This is a genomic window from Agarivorans sp. MS3-6, assembly GCF_054112545.1.
On record NZ_CM134202.1, the window covers coordinates 4,095,720 to 4,121,544 of the forward strand.

Here is a 25,825-nt window from a genome sequence, read left to right on the forward strand (position 1 = left end):
CCTTTTCGTTCCTTCGTCACTTCAAGTCATCCGCAGTTACGGGCGTTAAATGTATATGAATATTCCTAATTTCTTCGCTCTAATCACGTTAATGTTTATTGCGACAAGTGTTCAAGGGCAAAGTATGAGTGATGATAGTGATTGGAAATTAAAGCTCCGTTATGGAAAAGAAACAACTCCATATACTCACTACACCGTTTTAGCAGAAGGTGTTTGCGGTGAAATGGCAGAAGGGTTCTCTTGCCCTAAAGGTAATGCCATTATGGGGATCAAAGTGTGTAGTGGCACACTATAAATAACTAGGTGCACCTTCCTTTTCTAGAGCTTACGTATACTCTTTTTGTAACTTTAACTATATGAATAGCTTACAATTATTAAGTTCACAGGCCAATTCAAAATAAGCTTTCTACTTTTGAACAAGCAATAATACTTGTCAGATATTCTTACAATCTCTTTGGTCGCGTTAAATCATGCGCTCTATACAATTGAAAAATATACCTTTAGTTACATGGCTTGTTTATTGCTATATATCGATATTCAATATTTAGCAGGGAAATGCTCAAGCATGAAACTAACTAATTTTATAACTACGTTATTCACATTGCTATTGTTCTCAATCAGCACCGCTAAAGCTACTCTGATTACCGAAGATTTTACTACTGGGTCTTATACATATAGCGATAATGTGCTGGCAACGGCAGAAAACATCCAATTTAGCCACGACTTATATTCGTTCAATGACGGTTTTTTTCAACTTGGAGGTGGTGTTCAATCCTTCTATGGCGAAAACAATATGTTCTTTACGTTCAACAATGCTGCGTTTCTTCAATCTATTCAGTTTGCTGAGGCTTACTCTACGACTCTTACTGCAACAAATTTGAATGTCTATTTGTACAATACTAGTGGCGATCAATTATCAGTTTCCAATTTTGACTTAAGCCCTCTGCTTAGCACTATTGATTTTAGCACCAACGATGTTTCAAAAGTCGAAATTGAATTTACAGGTGTAGGGCTAGATTATTATGGTGTTGGCCGTGAACATCTTTGGTATAGAATGGATAATATCGTGTATGAACCGGCAGCTAGCCAACCGCAACTTACGGTTCCAGAGCCCTCTACTTTTATATTATCAATACTGGCGTTGTTTGGCTTAGCATCAACTAGAAAGAAAGCCCTAATTGCTTAGAGATTCTAAGTTGTGGCTTTATGGAAAAAATAGTGGACACCCAGAAATTTGACGCCATATCCAGGTCGATATTTCGCTGCACGATAGTGTCTTGATATTGCTCACGTAGTGTTTGTCTTGCCGAGATGTTTTTCAGGTTTAAGGCCGTTGCAGGTAAGTTGTATTGACTATTAGTGTTAACCACATGGCCCTTGAGCATGGCGCCGTGGCGGACAATCTTCATTCTTCGGCGTAACAAGTCACGAGCAGCACGCATTTCGCTTGGATTATCGTAGGCGATGGGGAAATTACCACCGCGCAATAACGTAGCAATTTTAAAAGAATCGACTTTATCGTTCTTAGTTTTACCGCCGTGAATCGCCTTCATATAAAGGGCGTGACCTAAAATGAAATCAATGCCCAATTCAGCGCACCAATCAGAGACCCAATACCAGCAATGCATGCACTCAACCCCGACAATGACATTGCCGATATAGGGTTCGAGCATGAGTAACAAGTCATTTTTAATCAGCCCCAAATCTTTTTGTGGACGACAACTTCCCCTTTAGAATCAATGCCACAGTAGTATGGATGTGAGTTATTATAAAATCTCATTGAGCTTTCTCCTGTTGGTTTGGTCACCTTAAGCATACCGCTGATGCGGTTTGCTAGGGAGGAGGCTCAATGATTATCAAGTCAATCAACTTCGCGCCTTCGGCGCCGGACGCAGCAAAGCTGCGCCGGTTATTGAGGCGCTAAGCTTTGCTTAGCGCTGTACAGAAAGTGTGACTGGGGGTAAATGATAGTTTTACCTAAAGGGGCAGGTTGTTTACCACCGCGAGATACTGATGCTTGCTAATACCGTAAGTTTGTCTCTAAGGTTGTTTTTGCCATATCAACAGCAAGTTGTTAGCTGGCATGTTTATTTGCTCGGTTAATTGCAACTTCACACTTAAGCCCCATTGCTTTAATTGCTCAATGTCTCTTAAGCCGCCGTAACCTTGCTGGCGTAGCATCAAATCAAAATCACGGTTACTGTCGCTGCTGTATTTACCTGCTAGCTTAAAGGGACCGTAATGATAAAACGCGCCACTTGGCTTTAGGTGTTCGCCAATGGCCAAATACATCTTTTCAGCAATGGCTTCACTCATAATGTGGGCGGTATTGGCGGTATATACTGCATCACAAGGGCAAGGCCAGCTATCTCGACCAATCTGATAATTTAAGGGCCTTGGTTGTGGGCTTAGCGCGAAGAACTGTTGCCAGTAGCTAATGGCTGAGATATTGGCTTGTTGGTCTGAGCATTGCCAGCGAGTTTGTGGGCAGGCTTTGGCAAAAAAAGCCGCGTGTTGGCCAGTGCCTGAACCTATTTCAAGCACCGTGTTGTGCTGGCTGAGCCGAGCCTGTATTTGGCCTAAGATAGCGTGTTTGTTGTTATCTGCGGCGCGGTTAAAGTACTCGGCAGGGTGAGAGCTACTCATCGTCAGGGCGTTGGTGTAAGTAAGCTTTTTTAGCCAATTGTTGATTTTGAGTATTGTCTTTCATGTTTACTTTATAGTGCAAGCCCGCTTTAGCAAGCATGTGCGCCGCCACGGGAGCGGTGATCAACAAAAACATGGTTATTAGTGCTTCTTTCAGGTTCACATGGCCAAGTTCAACGCTAAAAAATATCATCGAAGCAATGAGGATACAGCCTACCCCTAAGGTACTGGCTTTAGTGGGCGCATGTAAGCGCGTAAAGTAATCCGGAAATTTTGCCAAGCCAATAGAGCCTATCAGCATAACAATACCGCCTAACACCAATAAAACACTCACCACTATTTCTAATAATACAGACATCTGGCTTCCTTATTCGATAATATCGCCGCGCAGCAAGTACTTACAAAAAGCCGAGGTACTTACAAAGCCAAGTAGGGCAATCAATAATGCCCCTTCGTAATAACTGGCAGAGCCTTGGTAAAGGCCTAACAAGATGATCAGGGCAATACTGTTTATGTACATGGTATCAACGGCAATAATTCTGTCGGGTGTCGTGGGGCCAATAATCAAGCGCCAAGCATTTAACGCTAAAGCACAACAAATTAAGCCGCTAGCAATCAGTGTGGCGTAACTTAACATCCGAAAATCTCCTTCAAAGGCGCTTCATAGCGTTGCTTGATTAGGTCTATTAATTGCTGTTCATCTTCAAGATGCAGCACATGTACATACAGCCATTGTCGGTCATCTGATAACTCTACACTCACCGTGCCGGGCGTGAGTGAAACGCTGCTCGTGAAAATAGTGAGAGGCAAAGGCTCTTTAATCGCTAATGGCACGGCAATAAACGCTGGTTGTAAACTGCGGTTACTTTGTAATACCCGCTTCGCCACATCGTAATTAGAGACCACAATGTCAAACACTAAACGACACGTATATACCAATACTTTGAGAGGTTTTTGGGCTACCGGCTCTTTCTCGCTGAGTGGCGCAACAATCCACGGGATAACTATGGCAAACACAGCCCCTAACACCATGTGACCACGACTAAAGTCATGCAAAATTTGCCACACTAACCATAGCAATAAGCTGTGGTAAGGGGTGGGGAACCAAATAAACTTACGCACTTTATCCATTATTTGGCTACCTCATTAAGTTGTTGCAGGCTTAAACCTGCCTTCAGTTGCTCTGCGGCTAATTGTGCATAATCGCTGACAGCCCCGCCAAAAATCACCATTAACGGCAGTAAACCTACCAATAAGCCAATGGCTAAATACTGAATAGGGTGACCTTTTAGGGCCGTGGTATTTTCACCATTAGTGCGCCAAAACAATGAAGTTCCAGCCCGTGATAAGGCGATTAAAGATATCAGCCCAGCGCCTAAAATGAGTGGCCAAATCCACATTGCTTGGCTGGCATTGGTGACAGACTGCAAAATCAAGGCTTTGCCAACAAACCCAGACAGCGGAGGCATACCAATTAAACCTATTGCCAATAAGGCAAAGATAAAGCCCAAAATGCCAGCTTGCGGCATGGCTCGGGCGGTTACAAAACGGTCTTCCGCTTTACCACGTTGTTGCTGAATTAATCCCGCCAACAAGAACATCGCGGCACACGCCACGGTACTATGTAGTAAGTAATAAATGCCTGCTGTAGTGGCCTGTACCGTATTGAGAGTAATGGTCACCAATAAGGTGCCTACAGATACAATCACCAAGTTACTGCAAAGCACTCGTAAACTCTGGCTGGCCAGTACTGAAATAGCGCCAATGGCAATGGTTAATAAAGCTAGCGGCCATAACCACGGTAAAGCGATATTGGCTAACTCGCCTGCTTGGTCGCCAAACATAACGCCATGCACCCGCCAAATACTGTAAATGCCCACTTTGGTCATAATGGCGAACAACGCAGCCACTGGCGCGCTGGTACTGGCATAAGCTTTAGGTAGCCAGAAATGCAGTGGTAGCATGGCTGCTTTCAAACCAAATACTGCCAGTAACAATAATGCCCCTGACTGGGTAATTAGCAATTCGTTACTCGACAATTGTGGAATTCTATCGGCCATATCGGCAAAGTTAAGTGTACCCAAGGTGCCGTATAAGGTACCTAAAGCAAACAAGAACAGCGATGAGCCAATTAAGTTAAGAAATACATAATGGATATTGGCCTGAATGCGCTGTTTACCGCCACCGTGGATCATGAGTGAATAAGAGGCAATCAGCAATACTTCGAAAAATACAAATAGGTTAAAGGCATCGCCCGTTAAAAAGGCGCCGTTAATCCCCATGAGTTGGAACATAATTAGCGGGTGAAAAAAGGCACCATTTTTATCTTCGCCTGCGCTGGCATACATGATGACCGCTAAGCCCAAAATAGCACTTAAACTTACCATTAACACCGAGAACGCATCGGCCACTAATACAATGCCAAACGGCGCAGACCAATCACCCAGCGCATAGACTTGAATGCCTTGGTCTTTCACTTTTAGGAGCAGCACCAACGCAACAATTACCATTAAAATGTTGGCCGAAATGGACAATACCCGTTGTTTAGCTAGGGAGTTACTTAAGCTTGGGAACAGCAAAATAACCGCGACGAAAAAGGGTATTAAAACCGGAAAAATAACTAAATGGTCAAACAAACTCATTAGGATTTTTCCTCCGCCGCTAAGCGGTCAAAAGGTTCTTCACCGTCTACGTGGTCATTGCCTAAGTCGGCGCGACCGCGCATGGCTAAAATTACCGCAAAGGCGGTCATAGCGAAGCCAATCACAATAGCGGTAAGCACCAAGGCCTGGGGTAAAGGATCGGCGTAATTTTCACTGCCGTTGAGCACAGCCGGGGCACCTATGGTTAATCCACCGCTGGCAAACAAAAAGAGGTTAACCGCGTAAGACAATAAGGTAAGGCCAATCACCAAGGTAAATGTATGTCCTCGTAACATTAAAAAGATGCCACAGGCACTCATGAAGCCGACACACACGGCGTAGACTAGTTCCATTATCTTTCTCCTACGGTGAGTCGTTCTTTGGTGGTTAGCTTGCCAAGGCTGGCTAATATAAGCAGAGTTGCGCCGATGACGGTGAAGTAAACCCCGAGGTCAAAGACCAAGGCGCTAGTGAGTTCAAATTTACCTATCCATGGGAGTGATACATATTCAAACCAAGAGGTTAAGAATGGGCGGCCAAACATCCAGCTACCTAAGCCGGTTAACGCCGCGGTCACTAATCCAAGGGCAATCATATAGTGGTAACTAACACTCACCCGCTTAGCCATCCAATCAACCCCGTGTGCAAGGTATTGTTGAATTAAGGCAATTGATGTAATCAGGCCTGCAATGAAACCGCCACCTGGTAGGTTGTGCCCGCGCATAAAGATGTAAGCAGAAATAAGCAGAAACAGCGGCAACAAGCTTTGCGATACCACAGAGAGTAATATCGGGTATTTATCTTTGGCCCATAGTCGGCCATCGTGATCTTTAGTACGCATTGATAAACGCATGCGAGCAATCAGTTTATGAATCCCCAATGCTGCAATGCCAAGCACGGTAATTTCGCCAAAGGTATCAAAGCCACGGAAATCGACCAAAATAACGTTAACCACGTTAGTACCACCACCGCCGGTTTTAGCATTGGCTAAGAAGAACTCAGAAATACTATCTAAAGGATGGGTCATTAAAGCAAAACAAATACTTCCGATAATACAGCCTATTAAAGAGGCTAGAGCCAAGTCACGAACAAAGTGACTAGGGCGGCTTTTACTGGTTGGGGTATGCTGTGGGAAGAAATAGAGTGCCAGCAATAATAAAATTACCGTTACAATTTCTACCGAAAGCTGGGTGAGAGCTAAGTCGGGCGCCGAGAAGTAAGCAAAGGTAATTGATACGACTAAGCCCACTAACGATAACATTAACAAAGCAATCAGGCGGTAATGGCTCCAAATAACGGTGGCTAGCGAACCGGCAATTAATAAAATAGCCGCTACAATCAAAGCGCCATTAATCGCATGCCCTGGCAAGCTACCTCTGGTGGTGTCTAGATCTAACAAGGGCGGGGCGATGAGCAATAAAGCGAAGAAACACAGCCAAAACGCATAGCGTTGTAACGAGCCCGTCTCCAACTTACTATTAACTGTTTGCGCCCATCTTACACAGATTTGAATAAAGCCTTCAAATTCTGCTTTGGCGTCAATCGCTGGGAATTTACCCTCAAATTTAAATAAGGGTTTACGGTTTAAGTAAATGGCTAGGCCACCCGCAATCGCCAGTCCGCTCATTAATAATGGAATATTAAATCCATGCCAAACGGCCAGGCTATATTCCGGTAACGGATGATTGAGCACCGCGAATGATGCGCTATTTAGCAGCGGACCAATAGTGTAGTTAGGGAACATACCTACCAGTAAACAAATCGCCACTAATATTTCAACGGGAACCCGCATATAGCGTGGAGGCTCGTGGGGGGTTTTGGTTAAACCCTTTGGCTCACCGTTAAAGAATACGTCATGAATAAAGCGCAGAGAGTAAGCCACGGCAAAGGCCCCAGCGATTGTCGCCAGTACCGGAATAAGCCAAGACATTGAGCCTAAAATACTTTGGTCTAAGGTTTCGGCAAAGAACATCTCTTTTGATAAAAAGCCATTGAGTAACGGCACGCCAGCCATTGCGGCCGAAGCGACCATCGCTAAGGTGGCGGTGATAGGCATGTATTTCCATAAACCGTTTAGTTTGCGCATATCTCGCGAACCTGACTCATGGTCAATAATACCGGCGGCCATAAACAAAGATGCTTTGAAAATGGCGTGGTTCATAATATGAAATACCGCAGCAATGGCGGCTAACTCGGTATTTAAACCCAGTAACAACACTATCAAACCAAGGTGGCTAATGGTTGAGTAGGCCAAAAGGCCTTTTAAATCGTGTTTAAATAATGCTGAGTAAGCACCGAGTAATAAGGTAAATAAACCAGTGAGTGATACCACCGCAAACCAGACTTCGGTGCCCGCGAGTACCGGGTAAAAACGTGCGAGTAAGAAAATGCCTGCTTTAACCATGGTGGCCGAGTGCAAATAAGCACTTACCGGGGTAGGAGCTGCCATTGCATGCGGTAGCCAAAAGTGGAACGGAAATTGGGCTGATTTAGTAAATGCACCAATCAAAAATAAACTTAAAATAGCCAAGTAATAAGGGTGTTGTTTTACTAGCTCACCGCTATTTAGCACTACGTCTAACTCGTAACTGCCTACCACTTGACCTAACAATACTATCCCCGCGAGTAACGCTAAACCGCCGGCCCCCGTGATGGTGAGCGCCATTCTGGCGCCTTTACGTGCATCACTATTGTGTGACCAAAAACTAATCAGTAAAAACGAACTGATGCTGGTTAATTCCCAGTAAAACCAAAGTTGCAGCATGTTGTTTGACATAACAATGCCCAGCATTGCTGTCATAAACATAATTAGGTAGCAGTAAAAACGCCCCATATGGTCTTTTTCTGACAGGTAATAGCGGGCATACAAAATCACCAGCAAACCAATGCCTAGGATCAGCAAACTGAATAATGCAGACAAACCATCAAGGCGAAATGATAAAGCCAAACCCAACTGCGGGATCCACTCAATGCTCTGGCTAAAGTACTGGCCAGCAAATACCGCGGGTAAGTCGAGCAAAATTAAGCAAAGGGCTAACGCCGGCAGTAAAGCGGTAGCTAGTGCGCAGGCGCTGCGGCTGAGTTTATTGGCTAGTAAGGGAACAATAATCCCCAACATGGGTAAAAATGGTACCCAAAAATAATGCATTTCAGCAAAGCTCCATTAGCTAATTAGTTGGTATCGCAGCAAAATAATAGTCATTAATTGAATGAATATCCATGCCTTGTTAACTCTAGTCTACTTAAGTTACTGATTGATTCATATGCTTGTTTTGTTGCTTGAGCTTAGCGCTTTTGAGTCATAGACTACGGAATAAGCAATAAGTAAAAACGGTGGCATAAGTTGCAATTCAAACAATGGTTTTTCACTACCCTGATTTTGTGGTTTGGTCTTCAAACCCAGTTAGCCTTAAGCGCTGAAGCTGAAAGCGAAAATTGGCCTAAGCAACAAGTGCGCATAGAGGCTTTATTGCAAGCGATAGAGCAAACCGATTTGGTGTTCACTCGCAACGGGTCAGAACATGATTCTGCAGAAGCGGGGGCGCATTTGCGTATGAAGTTAAAGCGCGCGCAAAATAGTTGGTTTGCCCCAAGCAAAGAAAAGTGGACGGCTGAAATGTTCATCGACAAACTGGCCAGTAAATCATCGCTTAGCGGCAAACCTTACATGATTCGTTTTAGTGATGGCCAGCAAGTAGAGTCGGGCACTTGGTTGTATCAACAGCTTGCAGCCTATGATAATCAGCAGGTTGCTCATGAGCAAAACTGATTACCGGCTAAAATTCACACCGGTGATTCGTTACTTAGAGAAAAATGTCGACCAAAACTTAAACCTTAATGAAGTGGCTAAGTTGGCGCATTTGTCGCCCTATTATTTTCATCGCATCTTCAAAGCGGTAACCGATGAAACGCCGGCTGATTTTATTCGCCGCTTAAAACTGGAAAAAGCCGCCAATCAATTGTTTTACCATAAAGAACCCGTTACCAAGGTGGCCTTGGATTTTGGTTTTTCTAGTTCGCAAGCATTGGCCAAAGCGTTTCGAGGGTATTTTGCTATTAGCCCTTCGGCGGTAAGAAACTGCGAAAACTTAGCCACTTACAATCAATTGTTGAGAGACAGCAAGATTGGACACCTACTGCGCAATAATGGACACGCCTCAAGCGAAGATAAACTCTATGCTAGCTCAGCTAATCAACCAAGGAGAGTGTCGATGAAAACCGAACAATTTGACAATAAAACGCTAGCTTATATTAGAGTTACTGGCCCTTACGGCGAAGGCTACGATGTTGCTAGCGAGAAGTTATACCGCTGGGCTGGACCAATGGGCTTAGCGCGGGGCGAATCGCTATTCATTTATCATGATAACCCTGAGCTCACCCCGGCAGAAAAATGCCGCACTGATATATGCATTGCGGTGCCTGCCGATACCAAACCGCCAGCAGGTATTGAGATACAAACTCTCGCAAGCGGAGGATATGCCACCTTACGTAAAACGGTCACCGAATTTAGCCAGTACCCTTTGTTTTGGCAACAACTGATGAATCAAGTGGTTGAGGCAGAGCTGAGTGTTGATAATCGCCCTTGCTTTGAGCTATACCATAGCTTTGATCCGGTGACTAAACAGGCTGATGTAAGTTTTTGTAGTGCGGTAAAATTGTAAGCAAGCGAATCTTGTTGAGTTCAATCTAGGCAGCCTTATAGGCTGCTTTTTATTTGTAGAAAAACAATTCAACTGAAATGTTTTTGGTCAATTGATGTTATTTCGCAGTTCAGTATGAAAGCGGTGAAACAAATCAGGGCTAGCGGGCATTGTAAAAAATTATCTGTGAGAGCCTGCATGTTATCTTCAATTGCTCATCATCATGGCTATTTATCAACCTTGGTATCGGCTAGCCTAGCGTCTAATATATGCTCAGCTATAGGAAGGTAATGCCATGGAAAACCTAAAGAAAATTATTCAAGTGGGACTGTTTACCAGTGCTAGCTTAATGCTCAGTGCTTGCGGCGGATCAACCGGCGCTTCTAGTGATGCGAGCGTGGTACTCGATAGCAGCTATTACACCGATATGTATGACTGGAATAGCAGTGGTGGCATGGCGCAAACGCAGTTAGGCCGTGGACTAAACTTAGGCAATTTTTTAGAAGCGCCCAATGAAGGTGAGTGGACAGACGGTCGCTTGTTGGTTGAGCAAGATTTACAGATTATCGTTGATGCCGGTTTTAAAACCGTGCGTATCCCTGTGCGTTGGTCTAATCATGCTAGTGAAACCGCACCGTATCAAATTGATGCAGCGTTTATGGCGCGGGTAGAACAAGTGGTTGATTGGGCAAAAGCGGCGGGGCTAAAAGTGGTACTTAACGTTCATCACTATGAAGAAATGATGAATGATACTGAGAGTAAACAAGAAGCGCATATCCAACGTTTAGTCGGTATTTGGCAGCAAATCAGTAGTCAGTTTACCCTTGATGCTTATGATGCAGACAGCTTAGTGTTTGAGCTACTTAACGAACCTAACGGCACGATTGGTTATGATGACTGGAATGACATCATAGGCAGACTGACTCAGCTGATATGGACGGATATGGCCGATCAGCAAAACAATGGTACAGAGCAACGCACTATCATGATTGGTACCGCTAATTGGGGCCATCCCGATGGCTTAACGAAGCTAAACCTGCCTATGAGTGTGAACGCCAATAACACCATTATTACGGTCCACTACTACGAACCTTTCCATTTTACTCACCAAGGCGCGAGTTGGGTACAAGGTGCAAATGATTGGATTGGTACACCTTGGTTAGGTACCGAAGCGGACCAGCAACCATTGATCGCCTTGTTTGACCGCGTTACCGCATGGAATGAACAAGCAGGTCGAGGCTTTGAGATATTCATGGGTGAATATGGGGTGTTTTCACAATTCTCCGAAGGTGACCACCAACGCGCTTGGACAGCCTTTATTGCTCGTGAAGCTGAGAAGCGTGATATTAGTTGGGCTTACTGGGAATATGCATCTGGCTTTGGCGCTTATGACCCTGCGGTTGGCGAATGGCGCCCCGCTTTAATCGAAGCGTTGATCCCTGCACAACCCTAAAAACCACTCATTTGCCTAAGCACAAGCTTAGGCAAATGATGATGTTTCTGCACATTTCAGTTTTTTCATCTTTTGCCATGATCAAATTGCCAACCAAGCACTATAGTTTGTTTATAAGTCTGCAATATAGCTAAAAAATTCAAGTTATTAGCGCTACTGCTTAACTGGTTTATACTCAATGAACATTAGTGAAATAAGTCATGAAAATGAAGCGATGGGTAAAGCGAAGCCTAATTAGCACAAGCGTGTTGTTGGCAATCTTATTACTGCCAATTGCCATTTTAGTGGTTGGCATCAAACTAGAAATTGGCGATAGCCGCCAGTTGCTGACTAACTTGCTCAGTGAGCAGTTACAACGTGATGTTCGCATCACTGGTGATATCAGTATTGAGCTGTCATTTATCCCTGCGATTACCGTTGAGCAGATTGACATCGCTAATCCTAGCGGATTTAACCAACCTTACTTTGCGCAGGTTCGTAAAGCCAGTGCGCAACTCAGAGTGCTCCCCTTAATCAACCGTCATTTACAGATAGAGCAAGTATTACTCGATGGCTTTCATTTAGCGCTAATCAGAAACGACAGTGGTGAAAACAACTGGCAGTTTACCCAGCCAAATAAGGCCAAAGCAGCGCCATCTGTAAACCAGAGTTCTCACGAGGAAGAGGGCGGCAGTTTTTCCTGGCAAGGCATAAATTATAGCTTTGATATTAATCAGCAAATATTAATTAGTGATGCACAAATTAGCTATCAAAACCAAGCGGCCGAAGCCTTAGTCACTTGGCGCCTAGATGAGCTTAAACTTACCTCGCCAGACAGTGATACCTTGGCCATGACAGCCTTTGGTAGCATGCTCGATGAGACCTATGCTCTTCAGTCTCGATGGCAATTAGAGCCGCTGTTGCAAGGGCGGGCCGGTGATGTTGAGCTTAACATGCAAGTGGCCGACGCTCAGCTAAATTTAAGTGGGGAGATTGCCCCGCAAAGCGATCAAAATAGCCACCTAGAGCTCAGCCTCGATTGGCAAAATCCTGACTCTATCGCGCGTTTGTTAGGCGATGAATTTGCCCAATTGGCACCGATTACACTTGTTTCACGTTTTGATGGAAAGCCCGGTGAATATAGCCTCACGCCAATGAATGCCAGTTTGGGCTCTAGTCATTTGAATGGTGAACTGACTTTGAAAGGTGATTCACCACTAGAAATTAACGGCAATTTGAACATTGACCAAATTGACTTAAGCCCTTGGTTAGCGCTGGCTCAGGATGATATGTTAAGCACCAAAGCTGAGCTTAAAAGCAAACCTGTTCAGGCCCCGCTGGCGAGTACAGCAGCCTCAGAGTCTGAATCCTTGCCCTTGTTGCAGATTATTCGTTATTGGCTAAATCAAGCCGATGTTGACCTATCGTTAAAAGTTGCCAGTATTGAAGGCTTACCGCTGGAAGTATCCGCGATTAGCATAGGTTTAAAAGTTGAAGGTGAAAGCCTCAAAGCCCCCCTGCGAGCAGTGATAGACGATGTTCGTTTTAACGGCAACCTTAAAGCCAGTATCCATGATGAGCGTTTAGAGACGTCGATGCGCTTAGTGGCAAAAAAATCCCCTTTAGATAAATTAGCTAGCCGTATACCGATGCTGGCAGGCAGTAGCGGCAATATTGGCCGTTCAGTACTCAAAATTAACGCCAATGGCACCACCATTGCTGAGCTGTTGGCAAATAGTCATTTCGACTACAACATTGAAAACAGCCAGATGTTATTGCCTGCAGGTACTGCACTTAATATTCAGCACGCTAGTTTAACCGCCAGTGTAGAGAGTGAGGTGTTGGTTAAGCTCGATGGTATCTTGCTGGATATTCCGGTAAACGCGGTGCTACATGCGAGCCCATTGCGGGCGATGTTAGATAATGAACCGTGGCGGCTTGATATGCAGCTACACTCTCCGGCCATTGAGCTGCAGGTAAAGGGTGAGTTACCCAGTGGTCAATGGCAGCAAGGAGCAAGTTTAAGCCTTAACGCTGAAGGCGAACGTATTGGCTTATTAAGTCCGTGGCTAGGGGTTGACACAAATGCCCAAGGCGCGCTCAAGCTAGCGCTAGAACTGCAGGCTTCTCGCGGTCAGTCTTCGTTAAATATAAGTCACTTACAATTAGCTGATAGCCAAGGTGAATTACAAGCCTCTTGGAGCGAAGCTAAAACCGAGCAAGGTTTGGTGACCATCAAATCAAACTGGCAGCGTATCGATGTCGCACAGCTAATGGCATTAATGCCCAGTGGCGATGTAGCCCAAAATGCAAGCCAGCTTGACGCTCAAGCCGCCACAGTGGCCAAAAATAGCATAGACATTCGCCTGCCAATTTTGCCTAAAGGTTGGTCGATTCACGACGCTGACTTAGCGCTAAATATAAAGCAACTGCTGATTGGAGAGCATCAACTTAAACAGCTCACACTAACTGCTGTCGCGCGAGATGGGTGGCTACAGAAAGCACCTTTTAGTGCCGAATTCGCCGATAGCAAATTTGTCGGGAACGCTTTACTTGATTTACGTGCTTCGCCACTAAAATTGGATTTTACAATCGCGAGTCAACAGCCTAATGTTGGGCAAATACTCAAACAATTTAACATTGCTGAGCAAGCGAAAATCGAGCTTGATAGCGCTGAGCTTGCGCTCTCTCTAAGCGGTAACAATGTTGCACAACTGCTTGCCAGTACTCAGTTTAGTGCCAAGCTAAAGGGGGGCTACTGGCTATTAGTCGACCCAAATACTCAAGCCAGCGCTCGGGTTGAATTAAGCGAGGGCAGTTTAACGGCAAATCCTGAACAACCGATTACTCTCGCGCTGTCTGGGCAACTAAAGCAATTGCCCTTAACGCTGTCTTTAAGCACCTTAAGTTTGCGCGAATTTACCCAAAAGCCCAGTGCGCTTCCGATCCATTTATCCCTTGAATTAGCCGAAGTAGCTTTATCAGCTCAGGCCAATTTACCGCGGCCTATCTCGGCGCAGAACCTCACGTTAGCGGTGCAATTGAGCAGCCCAAAACTCAGCCAGTTAGACCGTTTACATGGCATTGAACTACCCCCTTTTGGCCCCATAAAACTAGCGGGTGAGTTGGTGCTTAGTCCGCAAGGATATGCCATAAATGACATGTTACTTGCCATCGCGAGCAGTGAATTAACCGGCGGGGCAAGTTTAGTCACTAGTGGTAATAAACCACTGTTAGAGCTGGCGGTAAGCGCTAACAATATCCAGTTAGACGATTTTAAAACCGGTGGTTGGCAAGGCTGGGCCCATAATTCAGACCAACAGCCAGCCGCAAATCAGCAAGACCATAGCAGCCAGCAAACGGCGGTTAATCAACAGCCTGCGCCAGCGACTCAAGCGTTGTTGAGCCAAGAATTATTTAAGCGGCTAAACGCTAAGTTTCGTTTAGATGTAGAAAAAGTGCAATCAGGCGAAGATTGGCTGGGCCAAGGAAAACTGTATTGGAGCTTGCAAGATCAGCGTTTTCGCTTAGACCCTTTGTGGATCGCTTTACCCGGTGGAGAGCTCAATGTCAGTGCCGAACTAAGCCCCTCCAACGCCGGCTTTTATAGTGAGCTTAAGGCCTCCATTGAGAACTTTGATTATGGCCTCCTCGCAAGGCGGATTAAACCGGAAACGAAGATGGGCGGTACGCTAAGCGTAAACCTTGAGGTAAATAGTGAGTTTGTTAACCCCAAGCAATGGTTTGCCGATCTTAATGGTCAAGTTGGTTTTGCTATATGGCCGCAGTATTTTGAAGCTGGCATTCTCGATTTATGGGCGGTGAGTTTGGCCAGCGCGGTGGTGCCAGAGCTTGATGACGCTGAAAAATCAGTACTCAATTGTGTGGTGGCGGTGTTTGATGGTGATCATGGCGAGCTAACTAAAAATGTCTTGTTGGCCGATACTTCAAGAATGCGAGTGTTGGGTGAAGCGTCGATCGATTTTAAGCAGCAACAAGTCAACATGGTATTAAGGCCACAAGCCAAGCGAGCGCAAATATTTGGTTTAGCTACACCCATTCAAGTGAGTGGCAGCTTTGAAGACTTCAACGTGGGGGTAGCCAATGGAGGCTTACTCGGTACCACACTTCGTTTTGTTACTAGTCCGGTGGTTTCACCATTGCGCTGGATAGTCGAAGCCCCCTTAGATGCCAACGGCAGTGAACTATGCCAACAAGCCTGGCAGCAAGCGAAACAGACACCAAGTGAGCAATAAACTCAAGTTTGAGCGCTGACCTTTTTTGTTAATGTGGACTTTCGCAAAGGCTAAGAGGCGAAAGTTGCGAACTTAATGTTTACAGCTAGGATTAATAATAAGGCTTAACGATTAAGGATGCCTATGCGATGGTCTTTGCTGCTTAAACGAATTTTATTCGCCTCTCTCCTGGCTATTTCTTTCTCTTTCTCTGCTTCAGCTGAGTTATCTATTTGCAACCGTTTGGTTGTTACGGGAAATGCCGAGTACCCTCCCATCCTGTGGCGAGATCAACATAATCCGGGCAAGTTAACCGGGCTAGCCATTGAGCTACTCGAGCTGGCACTAATGGACACCGGTATTGAGGTCGATGCGCGAGACAGAGGGGTGTGGGCGAGGGCATTACAAGAAGCTGAACATGGCGAAGTTGACATGTTAGCGGGTGCATTTCTCACCGATCAACGCCAAACCTATATGGATTATATTGTTCCTCAATTTACTGATGTGCCCAGTGTTGTATGGACCACAGCAGGACATGAGTTTGATTACCAAAAGTGGGAAGACTTACTCGAACGGCGCGGCGGTACCTTAGTGAACAATAGTTTTGGTCAAGCCTTTGATGCCTATGCTAAAGATAACTTAAAAATCCTTACCAGTGCTACCGCAGAGCGGTCCTTTGCTATGTTGTTAGCCGACCGCTTTGATTACGTGCTTTACGAGTTATACCAAGGCTTAACCATTTTAGAATCTGCTGGGCTAAAGGGTAAAGTGACTCCGTTACCTAAGCCTATATCGGTTGAAGGGCTTTATTTTACGTTTTCTAAACAATCGGGCTGTAATAGTGAATCTTTAAGGCGCCATTTAAGTGAGCGCGTCTCCCAGTTAACCGAGTTTAAAACCTTTGAGCGTCTGTTTGAGAAGCATATGCAAGCGTGGTCAAAGCAACAAATAAACCATGGTGTGCTTACCGATGATTAGCGGCTTGTTGGTTAAGCTGTTTTGTATACTCGCTTCACCAGTAAACGGCTAAATGGGGTGTGCTAGTTGGCGGTTTGCCTTCACCTCAAGGCCTATTGTCGGCTAAATAGAGAATGTTATGAGCAAACAGCATGTTGGCGAATTGGTGCTTAGCCAAGCACAAATTGCCGAAGGGGTTAGGCATGTCGCAGCCCAGCTTAATCAAAAATTTCAAGGCGAGCGCGTTGTGCTCATTACCGTGGTGCCGGGTGGTATTCTTTTTACCGCTGACTTAGTCAGGCTGCTCAATTTCGACATTTGTATGGACTACATCTCTTGTCCACATACCCCTGGAGAGCGTAATAACAAGGCTAAGATTGTGTATCAACAAAACATAAGCATTAGCCATCAGCACTTGGTTATTATTGATGATGCCATTGAATCAGGCGGTACCATGCAACGGCTAGTCACGCATTTATCCCATCAAGCTTCGCTAAAGTCGCTGTCTATCGCAACCCTCTTGGTTAAACCCAGTCGAGTAGACATACCAGTAGACCAACACTTTGCTTTTGAAATGGACAGTGATGATTTGCTGGTTGGCTATGGCTTACCTTGGGAGCAGCGCTACCGAAACCTTGCCTACATTTCAAAGCTGAGTCGCTAATTGAACGTCAACGCCTTACAGTCAGTGTTTTACATTTTACTGCATAGCTATACTAGAGGGATTCTGGCTTAGTGGCGCGCATTGCTCGGGTTTTTTCTTCAAGGGTTTGGGTTTCGCTTTGGTTTTAGCTTGATGGTTAGCCGCTTTACTCAGCTGAGTTTTCCACCAAGCTAATTCGTCGCAACCGTGCCCGCTGGTGATTGGCTTTTGGTTTTTACAGTATTGGTCTCCGTCGGGACATAATAAGCGTACATGCATATGCGCGCTGTGGCCCCACCAAGGACGAATTTTTTGTAGCCAGTCATCGGCTTCAGTTCGCTGGTTGCAAAGCTGCTGTTTAATGGCAGGGTTAACAAATATGCGCGCGACGCGTTCATCTTCTGCGGCCACTTTGAGCATGGTTTTGTGCTCGGTGCGCCAGGTCTTTGGATTTATTGCTTGTTGTTGTGGGTTCACTACGCTAACTGCTGTGGGCTTAGCCAATTGTGAAGCAGAAAGTGGCGCATCAACAAGCTTTAACCAGATATCAACATCTAAGCCAATTTGGTGGCTGCTGTGGCCAACGTTAAATTGTCCTCCTCTTGGCATAGACATGTCGCCCACTAGAATATTGTTGATCCCTTCTGCTTGAAGTTTTTTGGCTAATTCACTGATAAATGTAAGCAAATTGGGATGGCCATAATAGCGTTGTCGCTGGCTACGAATTACTTGGTAACCGTCACCGTTCAGTGGCAAAGCATCGGCGCCGGCTAAGCAACCATTTGCATAACTGCCAATAGCCGCTGCCGGCCCTTGGTATGGGCTAGTGGCTTGCTCCCAAGGGTTATCTTGCGCGAGTATTAAGGGGCTAAATAGGCTTAGTAGCAGTAAGCCATGCTTGAGATGAAACAACGACATAGACAACACTGATCCCCTTGGTTATTCATTAACGCTTACAAATATTGAACATTAGCTAAAGTCTAGCCGCTTTAATCATCAATTGAAGCCGATTGTGGCAAAGATTTTTGCTTTTGTTTAGCACACTGTTACTCTCGGTTTAAACGACAGGGTCTGGTCAAAGAGGGGGATTCATGAATCAAACTGCGGGTTTCCCCGTGTTTTTATTTGAAACCGAAAGGCTAAGGGTAGAAGAAGTGGGCACTTGCTTAGCCCAAGACTATCTGAAGCCATTGCTAGAGCGCGCTGTTGACTTGTTGAGCCCCGCAGTGGTCGCAGCCCTGCCTCAATATTTCCAAGGTATAACTACACTAAAGCATGCTGAACAGTGGTTTAAGCAAGTTTGCCTAGCAAGTCGCCTATTGGTGGTGACTAGCACTAAGCATCAACACATTATCGGCTTTATCTTCATTTATGAGGACGGCTCGGGTTCTGCGCATATTGGCTATTTGTTGGGAGAAGAATACTGGCGACAAGGTTTGGCTTTTGAGTTACTGAGGGGCTTAGTCGCTTGGGCCAGCCAGCACTGTAATTTTACACGCTTGTTGGCAGGCGTAGAGGTCGATAATATGGCCTCTAAAAAGCTACTGACCAAGCTGGGTTTTCAACGGCAACCCCCTGTTGTTGGCGCGTCTAACGAGTTTTATCAATACAGCTTAAGTTAAACACATAGAGTAAGGATCTGTTGTGCGAAAAATCTTAATATTTGGTAACTCCGGATCGGGGAAGTCAACCTTAGCTAAAGCGCTGTGTGATGCTGAACAATTGGCGCATCTAGATCTCGATACGCTTGCTTGGCAGGCAACTCAAGCTCCAACTAGGCAACCATTGCAGCACAGTTGGCAACAGATCCGGCGTTTCATTGATACACACCAAGCTTGGGTTATTGAAGGCTGCTATAGCGATTTATTGGAGCTGGTGGCTGCGTATTCCAATGAAATTATATTTATGAATTTACCCATTGAAGACTGCATTGCAAACGCTAAAGCGAGGCCTTGGGAGCCGCATAAATATGAATCTAAAGAGGCGCAAGACAATAATCTGGATATGCTGATTAGCTGGATAGCGCAATATTCAGAAAGAACCGACACCTTCTCTAAATCGTCTCATCAGGCTTTTTATGATCATTACCGAGGCAAAAAAACCGTCATTATAGCAAATCAAACACAGTGCTAATTGCTGCTAGCAATTTTGCTAGCACCATGTTCTGTATAGTACAGATAGTAACGCGCCAGACTGCGTTATTTGTTGCTAAGTGCTGCTTGGCTAAAGGTAATTCCATCCCAGCCTGATAACATAAACTGACGAATGTTTTGGTGATCTTCAGCGTCGGGAGTGGCAACTACATCGCGGTAATACTGACCAAATAAGTGTAAAGTTTGTTGCTGGTTTAAACCCTGTATTTGAGCAAAAGAAAACACTTTGCAAGAGCCTGAGTTTTCACCGGCGGCATTGCTTTGTTGGCCGTTCGTAAAGGCGCTTGGCGTAAACTCGAAGTTTGCGTCGATAATTGCCATGCTATCTTCAAAACGCAGCTGTTGAGCGTTTTGGTTTAATTGGTCGATAAAGCGGGCAATATTGGCCTGTGTCATGATGTTACTTCCTGTAAGGTCTGATAAATAGTTGCTTACCTTAGTGATATGGGTCGATAGGGTCAAGTGAACAGCGAAATTGTACGACTTAGCAAACAGAGCAGTGAATGATTTGGTCAGGTTAATTATTCAATAGCTTGATGCTTGAAGCGAGGAGTTGAGCAAGCTAATCTTTTGTATAAATCCTTGTTGAGTAAAGTCTCCCAATGTGGAAGCCAAATAGAAAGCCCCCGCTCTAGAGCGGGGGCTTTGTTTACAAACAGAAGTGATAACTAGAGCTTATTTCTCAGCGTAACTATCATGAGATGCTTCAAGTTTGTAGAAGGTTGCTTGAGAGTAGTCATCTAAGTCACCAGAGATGTTTTGGTTGTAAACACCCGCTTTGAAGTACATGTACTTACCACCCACATCGTAGCCACTGTCGCTCATGTCAACAACCTGAACTGCGTCTTCTTTGCCTTCTCGAGAAACGGTAACAGTCATGGTGTTGCCAACAACTTCGATACGGTAGCTAAATACTTCGCCTAGCGCGATACCATCTTCACCAACCTCAGCCGTTAAATCACCGACTAGCGGATAGAAATCCTCTTTGGTGGCGTCTTGGCTTTCATGTGCAAAGTAAACAGCACCTGTTGCTTGGTTTGGTAGCTTACGGTAGTACAAACGAATTGGCTCATCGTTTTGGTCGTGGATTTGACCAATAATAAAGCGACCTACTTCGTTAGCCGCACCAGTAGTGGTGGCGTGGTCAATTTTAAGGGTAGCTTCTAGAACGCCATCAATACCGCCGGCAGCGTTTAAGTCTGCTTCTGGAGCGCTTGAGAATACCCAGTTGTTTTTGTTCACACCTTTAGTTTTGTGAGACATGTTACCGCGACGTAGCATTTCACGAAGCTCTGTACGCGCATACTTGGTGTTTTTAGAGGTACGAACCCCTTTCACATAAGACTTAAATACTAGACCACCATCGTCTGCTGTATAGAAAATCTCAGGGTGCTGATAACCGTTTGCAAGGTTCCATTCAGACACGTCATCTGGACGTTCATTTTTGTCGTGGTCGAAAGGTTGCGATAAGTACCAGTAAGACAAGTCAAAGTTTTCGCTTGGCGCGTTACCTGCTAGTGGCGTTTCTGGTAAAGCCGGAGTTGGAGGAAGCTCAGAACGCAAACATGTTACAGTGGTTTCACAAGGGTATACCGCTGGCGCACCGAAATCACCTGAACGAAGGTCTTTACGCGCTTCTTTACGTGCTTTCTCTGCTGCTTTCATTTCTGCAATCATTGAAGCTTCAGCTGCAACTACTGCACTAGTAATGATATGGCTTGATGGACAAGCGTTAATGCTACAGTTAACGGCTGCGAGTTCGGTTACACTGTTCCAACCATTTTTGGTGTTGCCGTGTCCTACGTAGCGTACGTAGCGAGCATTTACCGCAGGCTCAAACTGAAAACGCTCTAAACCAAGGGCTCTACCAGAGCTCTCTTGGCCTTCTAAAACAGTGGTCCAATTTTCACCATCAACACTCATTTGGATATCAAATTTAGACTGACGCTGATTGCCTTTACTAAAGGCGGCTTGAACGGCATCAAACTCTTGAGCTGAACCGTAGTCTAGCATTGCCCATTCGCCATCACCGGCTGCAGACCAACGCGTTGTAATGTCTTGATCGATTAAACGGTCAGGGCCGTTACCATCGTGGCTGCTTGCTGTAATGGCTACTGGAGTTAATAGCGCTTCACCCGTTTCTTTATTATTGGCAAACTTTTCAACAGAATCAGGAGCAGAAGTTGACGTACAGCCTACTGTTAAGAAAACTGAAGTTGCTAACAAGCTTTTAAGATAGATATGTTTCATTTACCCATTCACCTATTGTTGTATAAATTAACCCTATATTTTGTAATATAAAATCAATTTAATGCTGTGTATTGATATGGAAATAACAGCTGTCTCCGTTTCCACATCATCTGAAACGCTATATGATAGTGTTTTCAAATCTAATGAATTCTAAATATACATAATTTAATAATACAAATGTAACTGAGTGTTAATAAATGCGATCAATGTCTAATACCGTTGCTCTAACAGTGATCCATGTTCAAAGAACTGACGCTCGATTTAATGCAGATAAAGCGTTTGGCCACTGTCTTTGTGTTACGTAACGCAAGCCAAGGTTATGTAAAGCCATAGCTTGATTTGGTTTTATACTTAAGATCTCTTGTAACAGTACTTGGGCTTTGCTTAGCAGATTAGTTTCACGGCATATACTGCCCAAATAAATGCCAGGTTTGTTGCTGGTCTAATCCTTGTATTTGAGCAAAGGCAAACAGTTTACAAGAACCCGAGTTTTCTCCAGTTGTATTGCTTTGTTGTCCATTGATTAAGGCGCTTGGCGTAAACTCGAAGTTTGCGTCGATAATTGCCATGCTATCTTCAAAACGCCGCTGTTGAGCATCTTGGCTTAATTGGTTGATAAAGTAATTTTGGCCTGTGTCATTGTATGACGTCCTGTAAGGTCTGATAAATATTTGCTTACCATGGCGATATGCCCTTTCAGGGTAAAGTGAACACCTGAATCGACAGACTTAGAGAGCGGGGTAGGCGCAGCCTAAATGGAAAAAGGCCCTAATCAGCAAAAATAAACCCACCATAAAGAAGTGGGTTTTTTTTCAATCACTCAGCTGTTGTCAACTTAGTGAGTGCTTACATGGCTTGCTTATGCATGAGCGGCGGCTATTTCAGTTTCAAAATACTCTAGTAGCGGAACGGCCGAGAAATCTTCTTCAACTGAGAAAGAAAACGTTTTAAATGTAGTTTCAATCTGCAGTGATTTCAAATAAGGGTAGTGAGGGTGAGGCTGCAAGCTAATAGCGCTTATTTTCGGCCAAGCAATAAACAAATGCTCTACATGATAATCGGTATCTTTTTCACGGATAATATCGGTCCCCCAATTTGAGATTATCAAATCGTAAGCATCGGTCATGAATAGCACATCTTGCATTTTGTATTTTAAGATCCGCGCTAAAAACTGATGAAAACCCTTAATTGGCGCATCATCTAAAGTGCGAGAGGCTTGAAAACCCAATATTGATACCGGCTCCTTAATCGCTTCGCGTTGCAAAAAGTATTCATAGATCTGTTTTTTTGATTGCTTCGGCGGTAACTGTTCTGGCAAAGAAAATGGCTTACCCGTACTTTTCATCGCTTCACGAATGATGTGTACCGCCTTGGCTGCAATGTCTATAGATACGAGGCTGTAGTTAATGCTGATTTGGCTTTGGCCATAAAAAAGCTGAATGTGGCATAACAGCAAATCACCACTATGGGCGATGTAGTCGATGTCACTGTAATCTACTTTTTGTATGCGCAGCTCACCTTTGTCCATGCTTAGTAAGGTGAGTGTTGATTGCTCCAAAATAACCAGTTGGTCATAAAGCAGCATACCGGGTTTTAAATCGCGTCGAGTACCGTGAATTGGCACCTTAAAACAATAGCTAGCGGCAAGTATCTGATCTTGATAGCTTTCAAATTGTGGAGGGATGTCTAAAGGTTCTTTCACCTCCATCATCCACGGACCATATTTGATATATTCGTGACTTAGTTTGTCCATTGCTATTCCCCCAAGCCGTTTACGGCAAGTTAAATGAATCTAGCAAGCTCATTTAAGTTTAGTTCAAGTAGCGCAATATTCATCTGTCTGTTCAATATATAACCATTAATTTTGTTCTAAGATCGGCGATTATGATGGTAACGCTAGGCAGCAGATAATGGCTTTATAGCGTTATAATGGTTTGCTTGAGATTTTTTTATTCAAGGCTATTACCAAAAATAGTTTGGATTAGCCCGCCTGGTTTACTTTAAGCGAGCTCGAATTTCAGATAGAGCTGGGTCGCCAGGGGTCATTAATTCTAGTTTATCAAGTTGTCGTTTGGCTGCGGTTATATCGCCACTCGCTTCTAAGGCAAGCAAGTAAACATAGGCAAAACGGCGATTATCATTTTCAAGCTCTGAAGCCATATTTAGTGCAGATAATGCATTTGGCCATTGCCTTTGTACAACGTAAATTAGGCCAAGGTTATGTAAAGCCATAGCATGCTTGGGCTCTATGGTTAAGATCTCTTGTAACAACACTTGGGCTTTTGTTAGTTGACTAGTTTCACGGTAAATACTGGCCAAATTTAGCTTAGCCGGCAAAAAGCTGGGCTGGATTTTTAGGGCGTTGATGTATTGGATGGTGGCCTGTTCAGTGTCACCGACTTTATAAGCTAAGTCGGCTAGGGCGAGTTGCGCCGATAACAAATCTTGTTGTTGTTGGTAGGTGACTACCGCTTCCATTAAGGCATCTTGCATGGGTTGCTGTGCTTTTTCTGGTAATGATTGCCTAAATGCTGGTGCTAATAAGCGAATCGCTTGTAAGCGAACATTTTTATCTTCGTCATAAAGTAAACCAAAACCGATTTGAAGCTGGAGGTTATAGGGGGCTGACTCTAGCGCATGTAATACACCTAGTTTCACTAAACTTTGGGGGCTATTGGCCGCAGAGTTTAATACCGCCATGTTATTCGGTTGGCTAACATCGAGGTGGCTAAGTAATACCGCGCGGCGCATGGCGGGTAAACTTTCATCAAGCACCAGGGTAGCAATATTTTCTTGCCCCCGCTGAGGGGCTAATTGGCTGAGTAAAAGAGCCGGGCCTATATCGCTATAGTCAGCGAATACTTTGGCTTTTTTGTGTTCCAATTGTTGCTGAGACCACTGAGTATCTTTATCTTGGTGGCAATTAAGGCAAACATCTGGCGAAGCTAAGGCCTCGCTTACCCATGGGTTAGGAACGCGATAAGCATGATCTCGTCTATCATCCACCCCCATATAACGTTGTGAAGGCATATGGCAATCTATACATACCGCACCTTCAGAGCCTGCTTGATGTAAAGTGTGTTCTTGAGTATCAAAATTGCTGGGTGAATGGCATTGAGTACAAAGACTATTGTCTTGGCTTATCACTTTACCACTGTGTGGTTCATGGCAATTTGTGCAAACCACCCCTGCTGCCGCCATTTTACTTTGGCTAAATGAGCCATATACATACACCTCATCCAAAATTTGACCGTCATTATGATACAAATCAGGCACAGCGAGTCTTGGTATGTAATGCTCGGTAAAATTATGGGGGCCTGCACCATCGGTGAGGGCTACCCGCCGACTATGGCATGCAGCGCATTGGTCTGGTTGACCATGATCTAAGGAAATGGGAGAGCGTTCATAACGCTCGGCGCTGGTTTTCCCTTCTTTGAATAACCAGTGGCTGCGCTTATGTAAAGGCTGGTTAAAGCCTGAGTTGGCGATGAGGCTGGTGGAGTCACCCGTGTCTTCGGCCTTCTTGAGTGTGACATGCCTTGATGCTGGGCCATGGCAAGCTTCACAACTAACATTGATTTCACTCCATGTTGTGTTGTAATCATCAGTGGCGGCATTGTAACCGCGTTTTAACTCTGTAGAGTGGCATTCAGCACAGCGTGCATTCCAATTGTTAAACTGGCTTTTCCAGTAAAACGGTGTATCTGGTGTATGGGCCTGCTGATATAGGTTATACCAACGTTGACCCCCTTGTTCTTTGGTTCTGGAGTCCCAAGCAACGGTATAAGCTTGTAGCCTACCAGTGCCAATGTCGACTAAAATTTGTTGAAGTGGTGTGTAGCCGAACACATAAGGCACAGGATAACGAATGCCAGCTTTTCCAGTGGGGCCTGTTTCGATGTAAAAGCCATTTTCGTCGTAATTGAAAACTGTCCAACCATCTTCCGATTCAAAACGGCTATTACTAAAGTTGCCGAGTACGTTTGCTTCGGTGGCGGGCTGCATTGCTTTGGCATGATGGGATGGCTGCCAATTTTCTACTTCTGTTTCATGGCATTCAGCGCAGCTTTCATTGCCGATGTATTCTTGGGCTAAAACAACTGAACTGATAAAGAGTAAGGAAAGCGTAACGAGTTGTTTTAAAAGATACATAAAGAGCTCAATAGGAAACATCACTGATGACGACTAGAAGTGTTTAAGTGTAACGATGTAAACCATTAATAACAA

The 25,825-nt window shown here is 44.7% G+C and carries 23 protein-coding genes and 1 pseudogene; 10 read left to right on the top strand and 14 right to left on the bottom strand.

Annotation, left to right across the window (positions count from 1 at the left end):
* Window positions 1-124 precede the first annotated feature (124 nt).
* Both ACVFI8_RS18920 and ACVFI8_RS18925 read left to right on the top strand, forming a co-directional pair.
* On the top strand, window positions 125-295 hold the full coding sequence (locus ACVFI8_RS18920) for a hypothetical protein (protein WP_457872312.1): 171 nt from the start codon (window positions 125-127) through the stop codon (window positions 293-295).
* 135 nt (window positions 296-430) lie between these two features.
* Complete coding sequence (locus ACVFI8_RS18925) at window positions 431-1,186, top strand: PEP-CTERM sorting domain-containing protein (protein WP_457872314.1); 756 nt, start codon at window positions 431-433, stop codon at window positions 1,184-1,186.
* A gap of 52 nt (window positions 1,187-1,238) precedes the next feature.
* Here ACVFI8_RS18925 and ACVFI8_RS18930 read toward each other — a convergent pair.
* From ACVFI8_RS18930 to ACVFI8_RS18965, 8 genes and pseudogenes are all read right to left on the bottom strand, one after another.
* Window positions 1,239-1,780, bottom strand: a pseudogene (locus tag ACVFI8_RS18930) (IS110 family transposase); the annotation flags it as partial.
* 260 nt (window positions 1,781-2,040) lie between these two features.
* Window positions 2,041-2,646: a DUF938 domain-containing protein gene (locus ACVFI8_RS18935; RefSeq protein ID WP_457872316.1), complete on the bottom strand. Its 606-nt coding sequence runs from the start codon at window positions 2,644-2,646 to the stop codon at window positions 2,041-2,043.
* Complete coding sequence (locus tag ACVFI8_RS18940) at window positions 2,639-3,004, bottom strand: Na+/H+ antiporter subunit G (RefSeq protein ID WP_248712041.1); 366 nt, start codon at window positions 3,002-3,004, stop codon at window positions 2,639-2,641. The genes ACVFI8_RS18935 and ACVFI8_RS18940 overlap by 8 nt, the downstream gene beginning before the upstream one ends.
* Window positions 3,005-3,013: 9 nt before the next feature.
* Complete coding sequence (locus ACVFI8_RS18945; protein WP_248712040.1) at window positions 3,014-3,283, bottom strand: K+/H+ antiporter subunit F; 270 nt, start codon at window positions 3,281-3,283, stop codon at window positions 3,014-3,016.
* Window positions 3,277-3,777: a Na+/H+ antiporter subunit E gene (locus ACVFI8_RS18950; RefSeq protein ID WP_248712039.1), complete on the bottom strand. Its 501-nt coding sequence runs from the start codon at window positions 3,775-3,777 to the stop codon at window positions 3,277-3,279. Before ACVFI8_RS18950 ends, ACVFI8_RS18945 begins: the two co-directional genes overlap by 7 nt.
* Window positions 3,777-5,288 carry a monovalent cation/H+ antiporter subunit D gene (locus tag ACVFI8_RS18955; protein ID WP_457872318.1) on the bottom strand — a complete coding sequence of 504 codons (1,512 nt, stop codon included), beginning with the start codon at window positions 5,286-5,288 and terminating at the stop codon, window positions 3,777-3,779. The genes ACVFI8_RS18950 and ACVFI8_RS18955 overlap by 1 nt, the downstream gene beginning before the upstream one ends.
* The gene (locus ACVFI8_RS18960) at window positions 5,288-5,641 is read right to left on the bottom strand and encodes a Na+/H+ antiporter subunit C (RefSeq protein WP_248712037.1); all 354 of its coding nucleotides are present in this window, start codon (window positions 5,639-5,641) and stop codon (window positions 5,288-5,290) included. The genes ACVFI8_RS18955 and ACVFI8_RS18960 overlap by 1 nt, the downstream gene beginning before the upstream one ends.
* Window positions 5,641-8,436: a monovalent cation/H+ antiporter subunit A gene (locus ACVFI8_RS18965; protein WP_457872320.1), complete on the bottom strand. Its 2,796-nt coding sequence runs from the start codon at window positions 8,434-8,436 to the stop codon at window positions 5,641-5,643. Before ACVFI8_RS18965 ends, ACVFI8_RS18960 begins: the two co-directional genes overlap by 1 nt.
* 195 nt (window positions 8,437-8,631) lie before the next feature.
* Between ACVFI8_RS18965 and ACVFI8_RS18970 the strand changes: the two genes are divergently transcribed.
* The 6 genes from ACVFI8_RS18970 to ACVFI8_RS18995 all read left to right on the top strand — a co-directional run bounded on the left by ACVFI8_RS18970 (window position 8,632) and on the right by ACVFI8_RS18995 (window position 17,216).
* Complete coding sequence (locus ACVFI8_RS18970; protein ID WP_457872321.1) at window positions 8,632-9,057, top strand: DUF5329 family protein; 426 nt, start codon at window positions 8,632-8,634, stop codon at window positions 9,055-9,057.
* Window positions 9,044-9,949 carry an AraC family transcriptional regulator gene (locus ACVFI8_RS18975; RefSeq protein ID WP_248712034.1) on the top strand — a complete coding sequence of 302 codons (906 nt, stop codon included), beginning with the start codon at window positions 9,044-9,046 and terminating at the stop codon, window positions 9,947-9,949. Before ACVFI8_RS18970 ends, ACVFI8_RS18975 begins: the two co-directional genes overlap by 14 nt.
* A gap of 274 nt (window positions 9,950-10,223) precedes the next feature.
* Window positions 10,224-11,381: a glycoside hydrolase family 5 protein gene (locus ACVFI8_RS18980; RefSeq protein WP_457872322.1), complete on the top strand. Its 1,158-nt coding sequence runs from the start codon at window positions 10,224-10,226 to the stop codon at window positions 11,379-11,381.
* A gap of 200 nt (window positions 11,382-11,581) precedes the next feature.
* Window positions 11,582-15,616: an AsmA family protein gene (locus tag ACVFI8_RS18985; protein ID WP_457872323.1), complete on the top strand. Its 4,035-nt coding sequence runs from the start codon at window positions 11,582-11,584 to the stop codon at window positions 15,614-15,616.
* 123 nt (window positions 15,617-15,739) lie between these two features.
* A complete protein-coding gene (locus tag ACVFI8_RS18990; protein ID WP_248712031.1) occupies window positions 15,740-16,573 on the top strand; it encodes a substrate-binding periplasmic protein in 834 nt (277 codons plus the stop codon).
* Window positions 16,574-16,691: 118 nt separating this feature from the next.
* A complete protein-coding gene (locus ACVFI8_RS18995; protein WP_457872324.1) occupies window positions 16,692-17,216 on the top strand; it encodes a phosphoribosyltransferase in 525 nt (174 codons plus the stop codon).
* Between the two features lie 36 nt (window positions 17,217-17,252).
* On the opposite strand, the gene mepA is transcribed toward ACVFI8_RS18995, so the two are convergent.
* Window positions 17,253-18,113 carry a penicillin-insensitive murein endopeptidase gene (gene mepA / locus ACVFI8_RS19000; RefSeq protein ID WP_457872325.1) on the bottom strand — a complete coding sequence of 287 codons (861 nt, stop codon included), beginning with the start codon at window positions 18,111-18,113 and terminating at the stop codon, window positions 17,253-17,255.
* A gap of 173 nt (window positions 18,114-18,286) precedes the next feature.
* Here mepA and ACVFI8_RS19005 point away from each other — a divergent pair, with 173 nt between their 5' ends.
* Both ACVFI8_RS19005 and ACVFI8_RS19010 read left to right on the top strand, forming a co-directional pair.
* Entirely contained in the window at window positions 18,287-18,817 is a 531-nt protein-coding gene (locus ACVFI8_RS19005; RefSeq protein WP_457872326.1) for a GNAT family N-acetyltransferase, read from the top strand.
* A gap of 22 nt (window positions 18,818-18,839) precedes the next feature.
* Window positions 18,840-19,328: a shikimate kinase gene (locus ACVFI8_RS19010; RefSeq protein WP_457872327.1), complete on the top strand. Its 489-nt coding sequence runs from the start codon at window positions 18,840-18,842 to the stop codon at window positions 19,326-19,328.
* Between the two features lie 65 nt (window positions 19,329-19,393).
* On the opposite strand, the gene ACVFI8_RS19015 is transcribed toward ACVFI8_RS19010, so the two are convergent.
* From ACVFI8_RS19015 to ACVFI8_RS19035, 5 genes are all read right to left on the bottom strand, one after another.
* Entirely contained in the window at window positions 19,394-19,744 is a 351-nt protein-coding gene (locus tag ACVFI8_RS19015) for a HopJ type III effector protein (protein ID WP_457872328.1), read from the bottom strand.
* 279 nt (window positions 19,745-20,023) lie between these two features.
* Complete coding sequence (locus tag ACVFI8_RS19020) at window positions 20,024-21,598, bottom strand: polysaccharide lyase family 7 protein (protein WP_457872329.1); 1,575 nt, start codon at window positions 21,596-21,598, stop codon at window positions 20,024-20,026.
* 398 nt (window positions 21,599-21,996) lie between these two features.
* Window positions 21,997-22,167, bottom strand: a complete 171-nt coding sequence (locus ACVFI8_RS19025; RefSeq protein WP_248712024.1) for a HopJ type III effector protein — start codon at window positions 22,165-22,167, stop codon at window positions 21,997-21,999.
* A gap of 290 nt (window positions 22,168-22,457) precedes the next feature.
* Complete coding sequence (locus ACVFI8_RS19030) at window positions 22,458-23,351, bottom strand: hypothetical protein (protein WP_457872331.1); 894 nt, start codon at window positions 23,349-23,351, stop codon at window positions 22,458-22,460.
* A gap of 242 nt (window positions 23,352-23,593) precedes the next feature.
* Window positions 23,594-25,750, bottom strand: coding sequence for an ammonia-forming cytochrome c nitrite reductase subunit c552 (locus ACVFI8_RS19035; RefSeq protein ID WP_248712022.1), 2,157 nt, complete (start codon window positions 25,748-25,750; stop codon window positions 23,594-23,596).
* Between the last annotated feature and the right edge of the window lie 75 nt (window positions 25,751-25,825).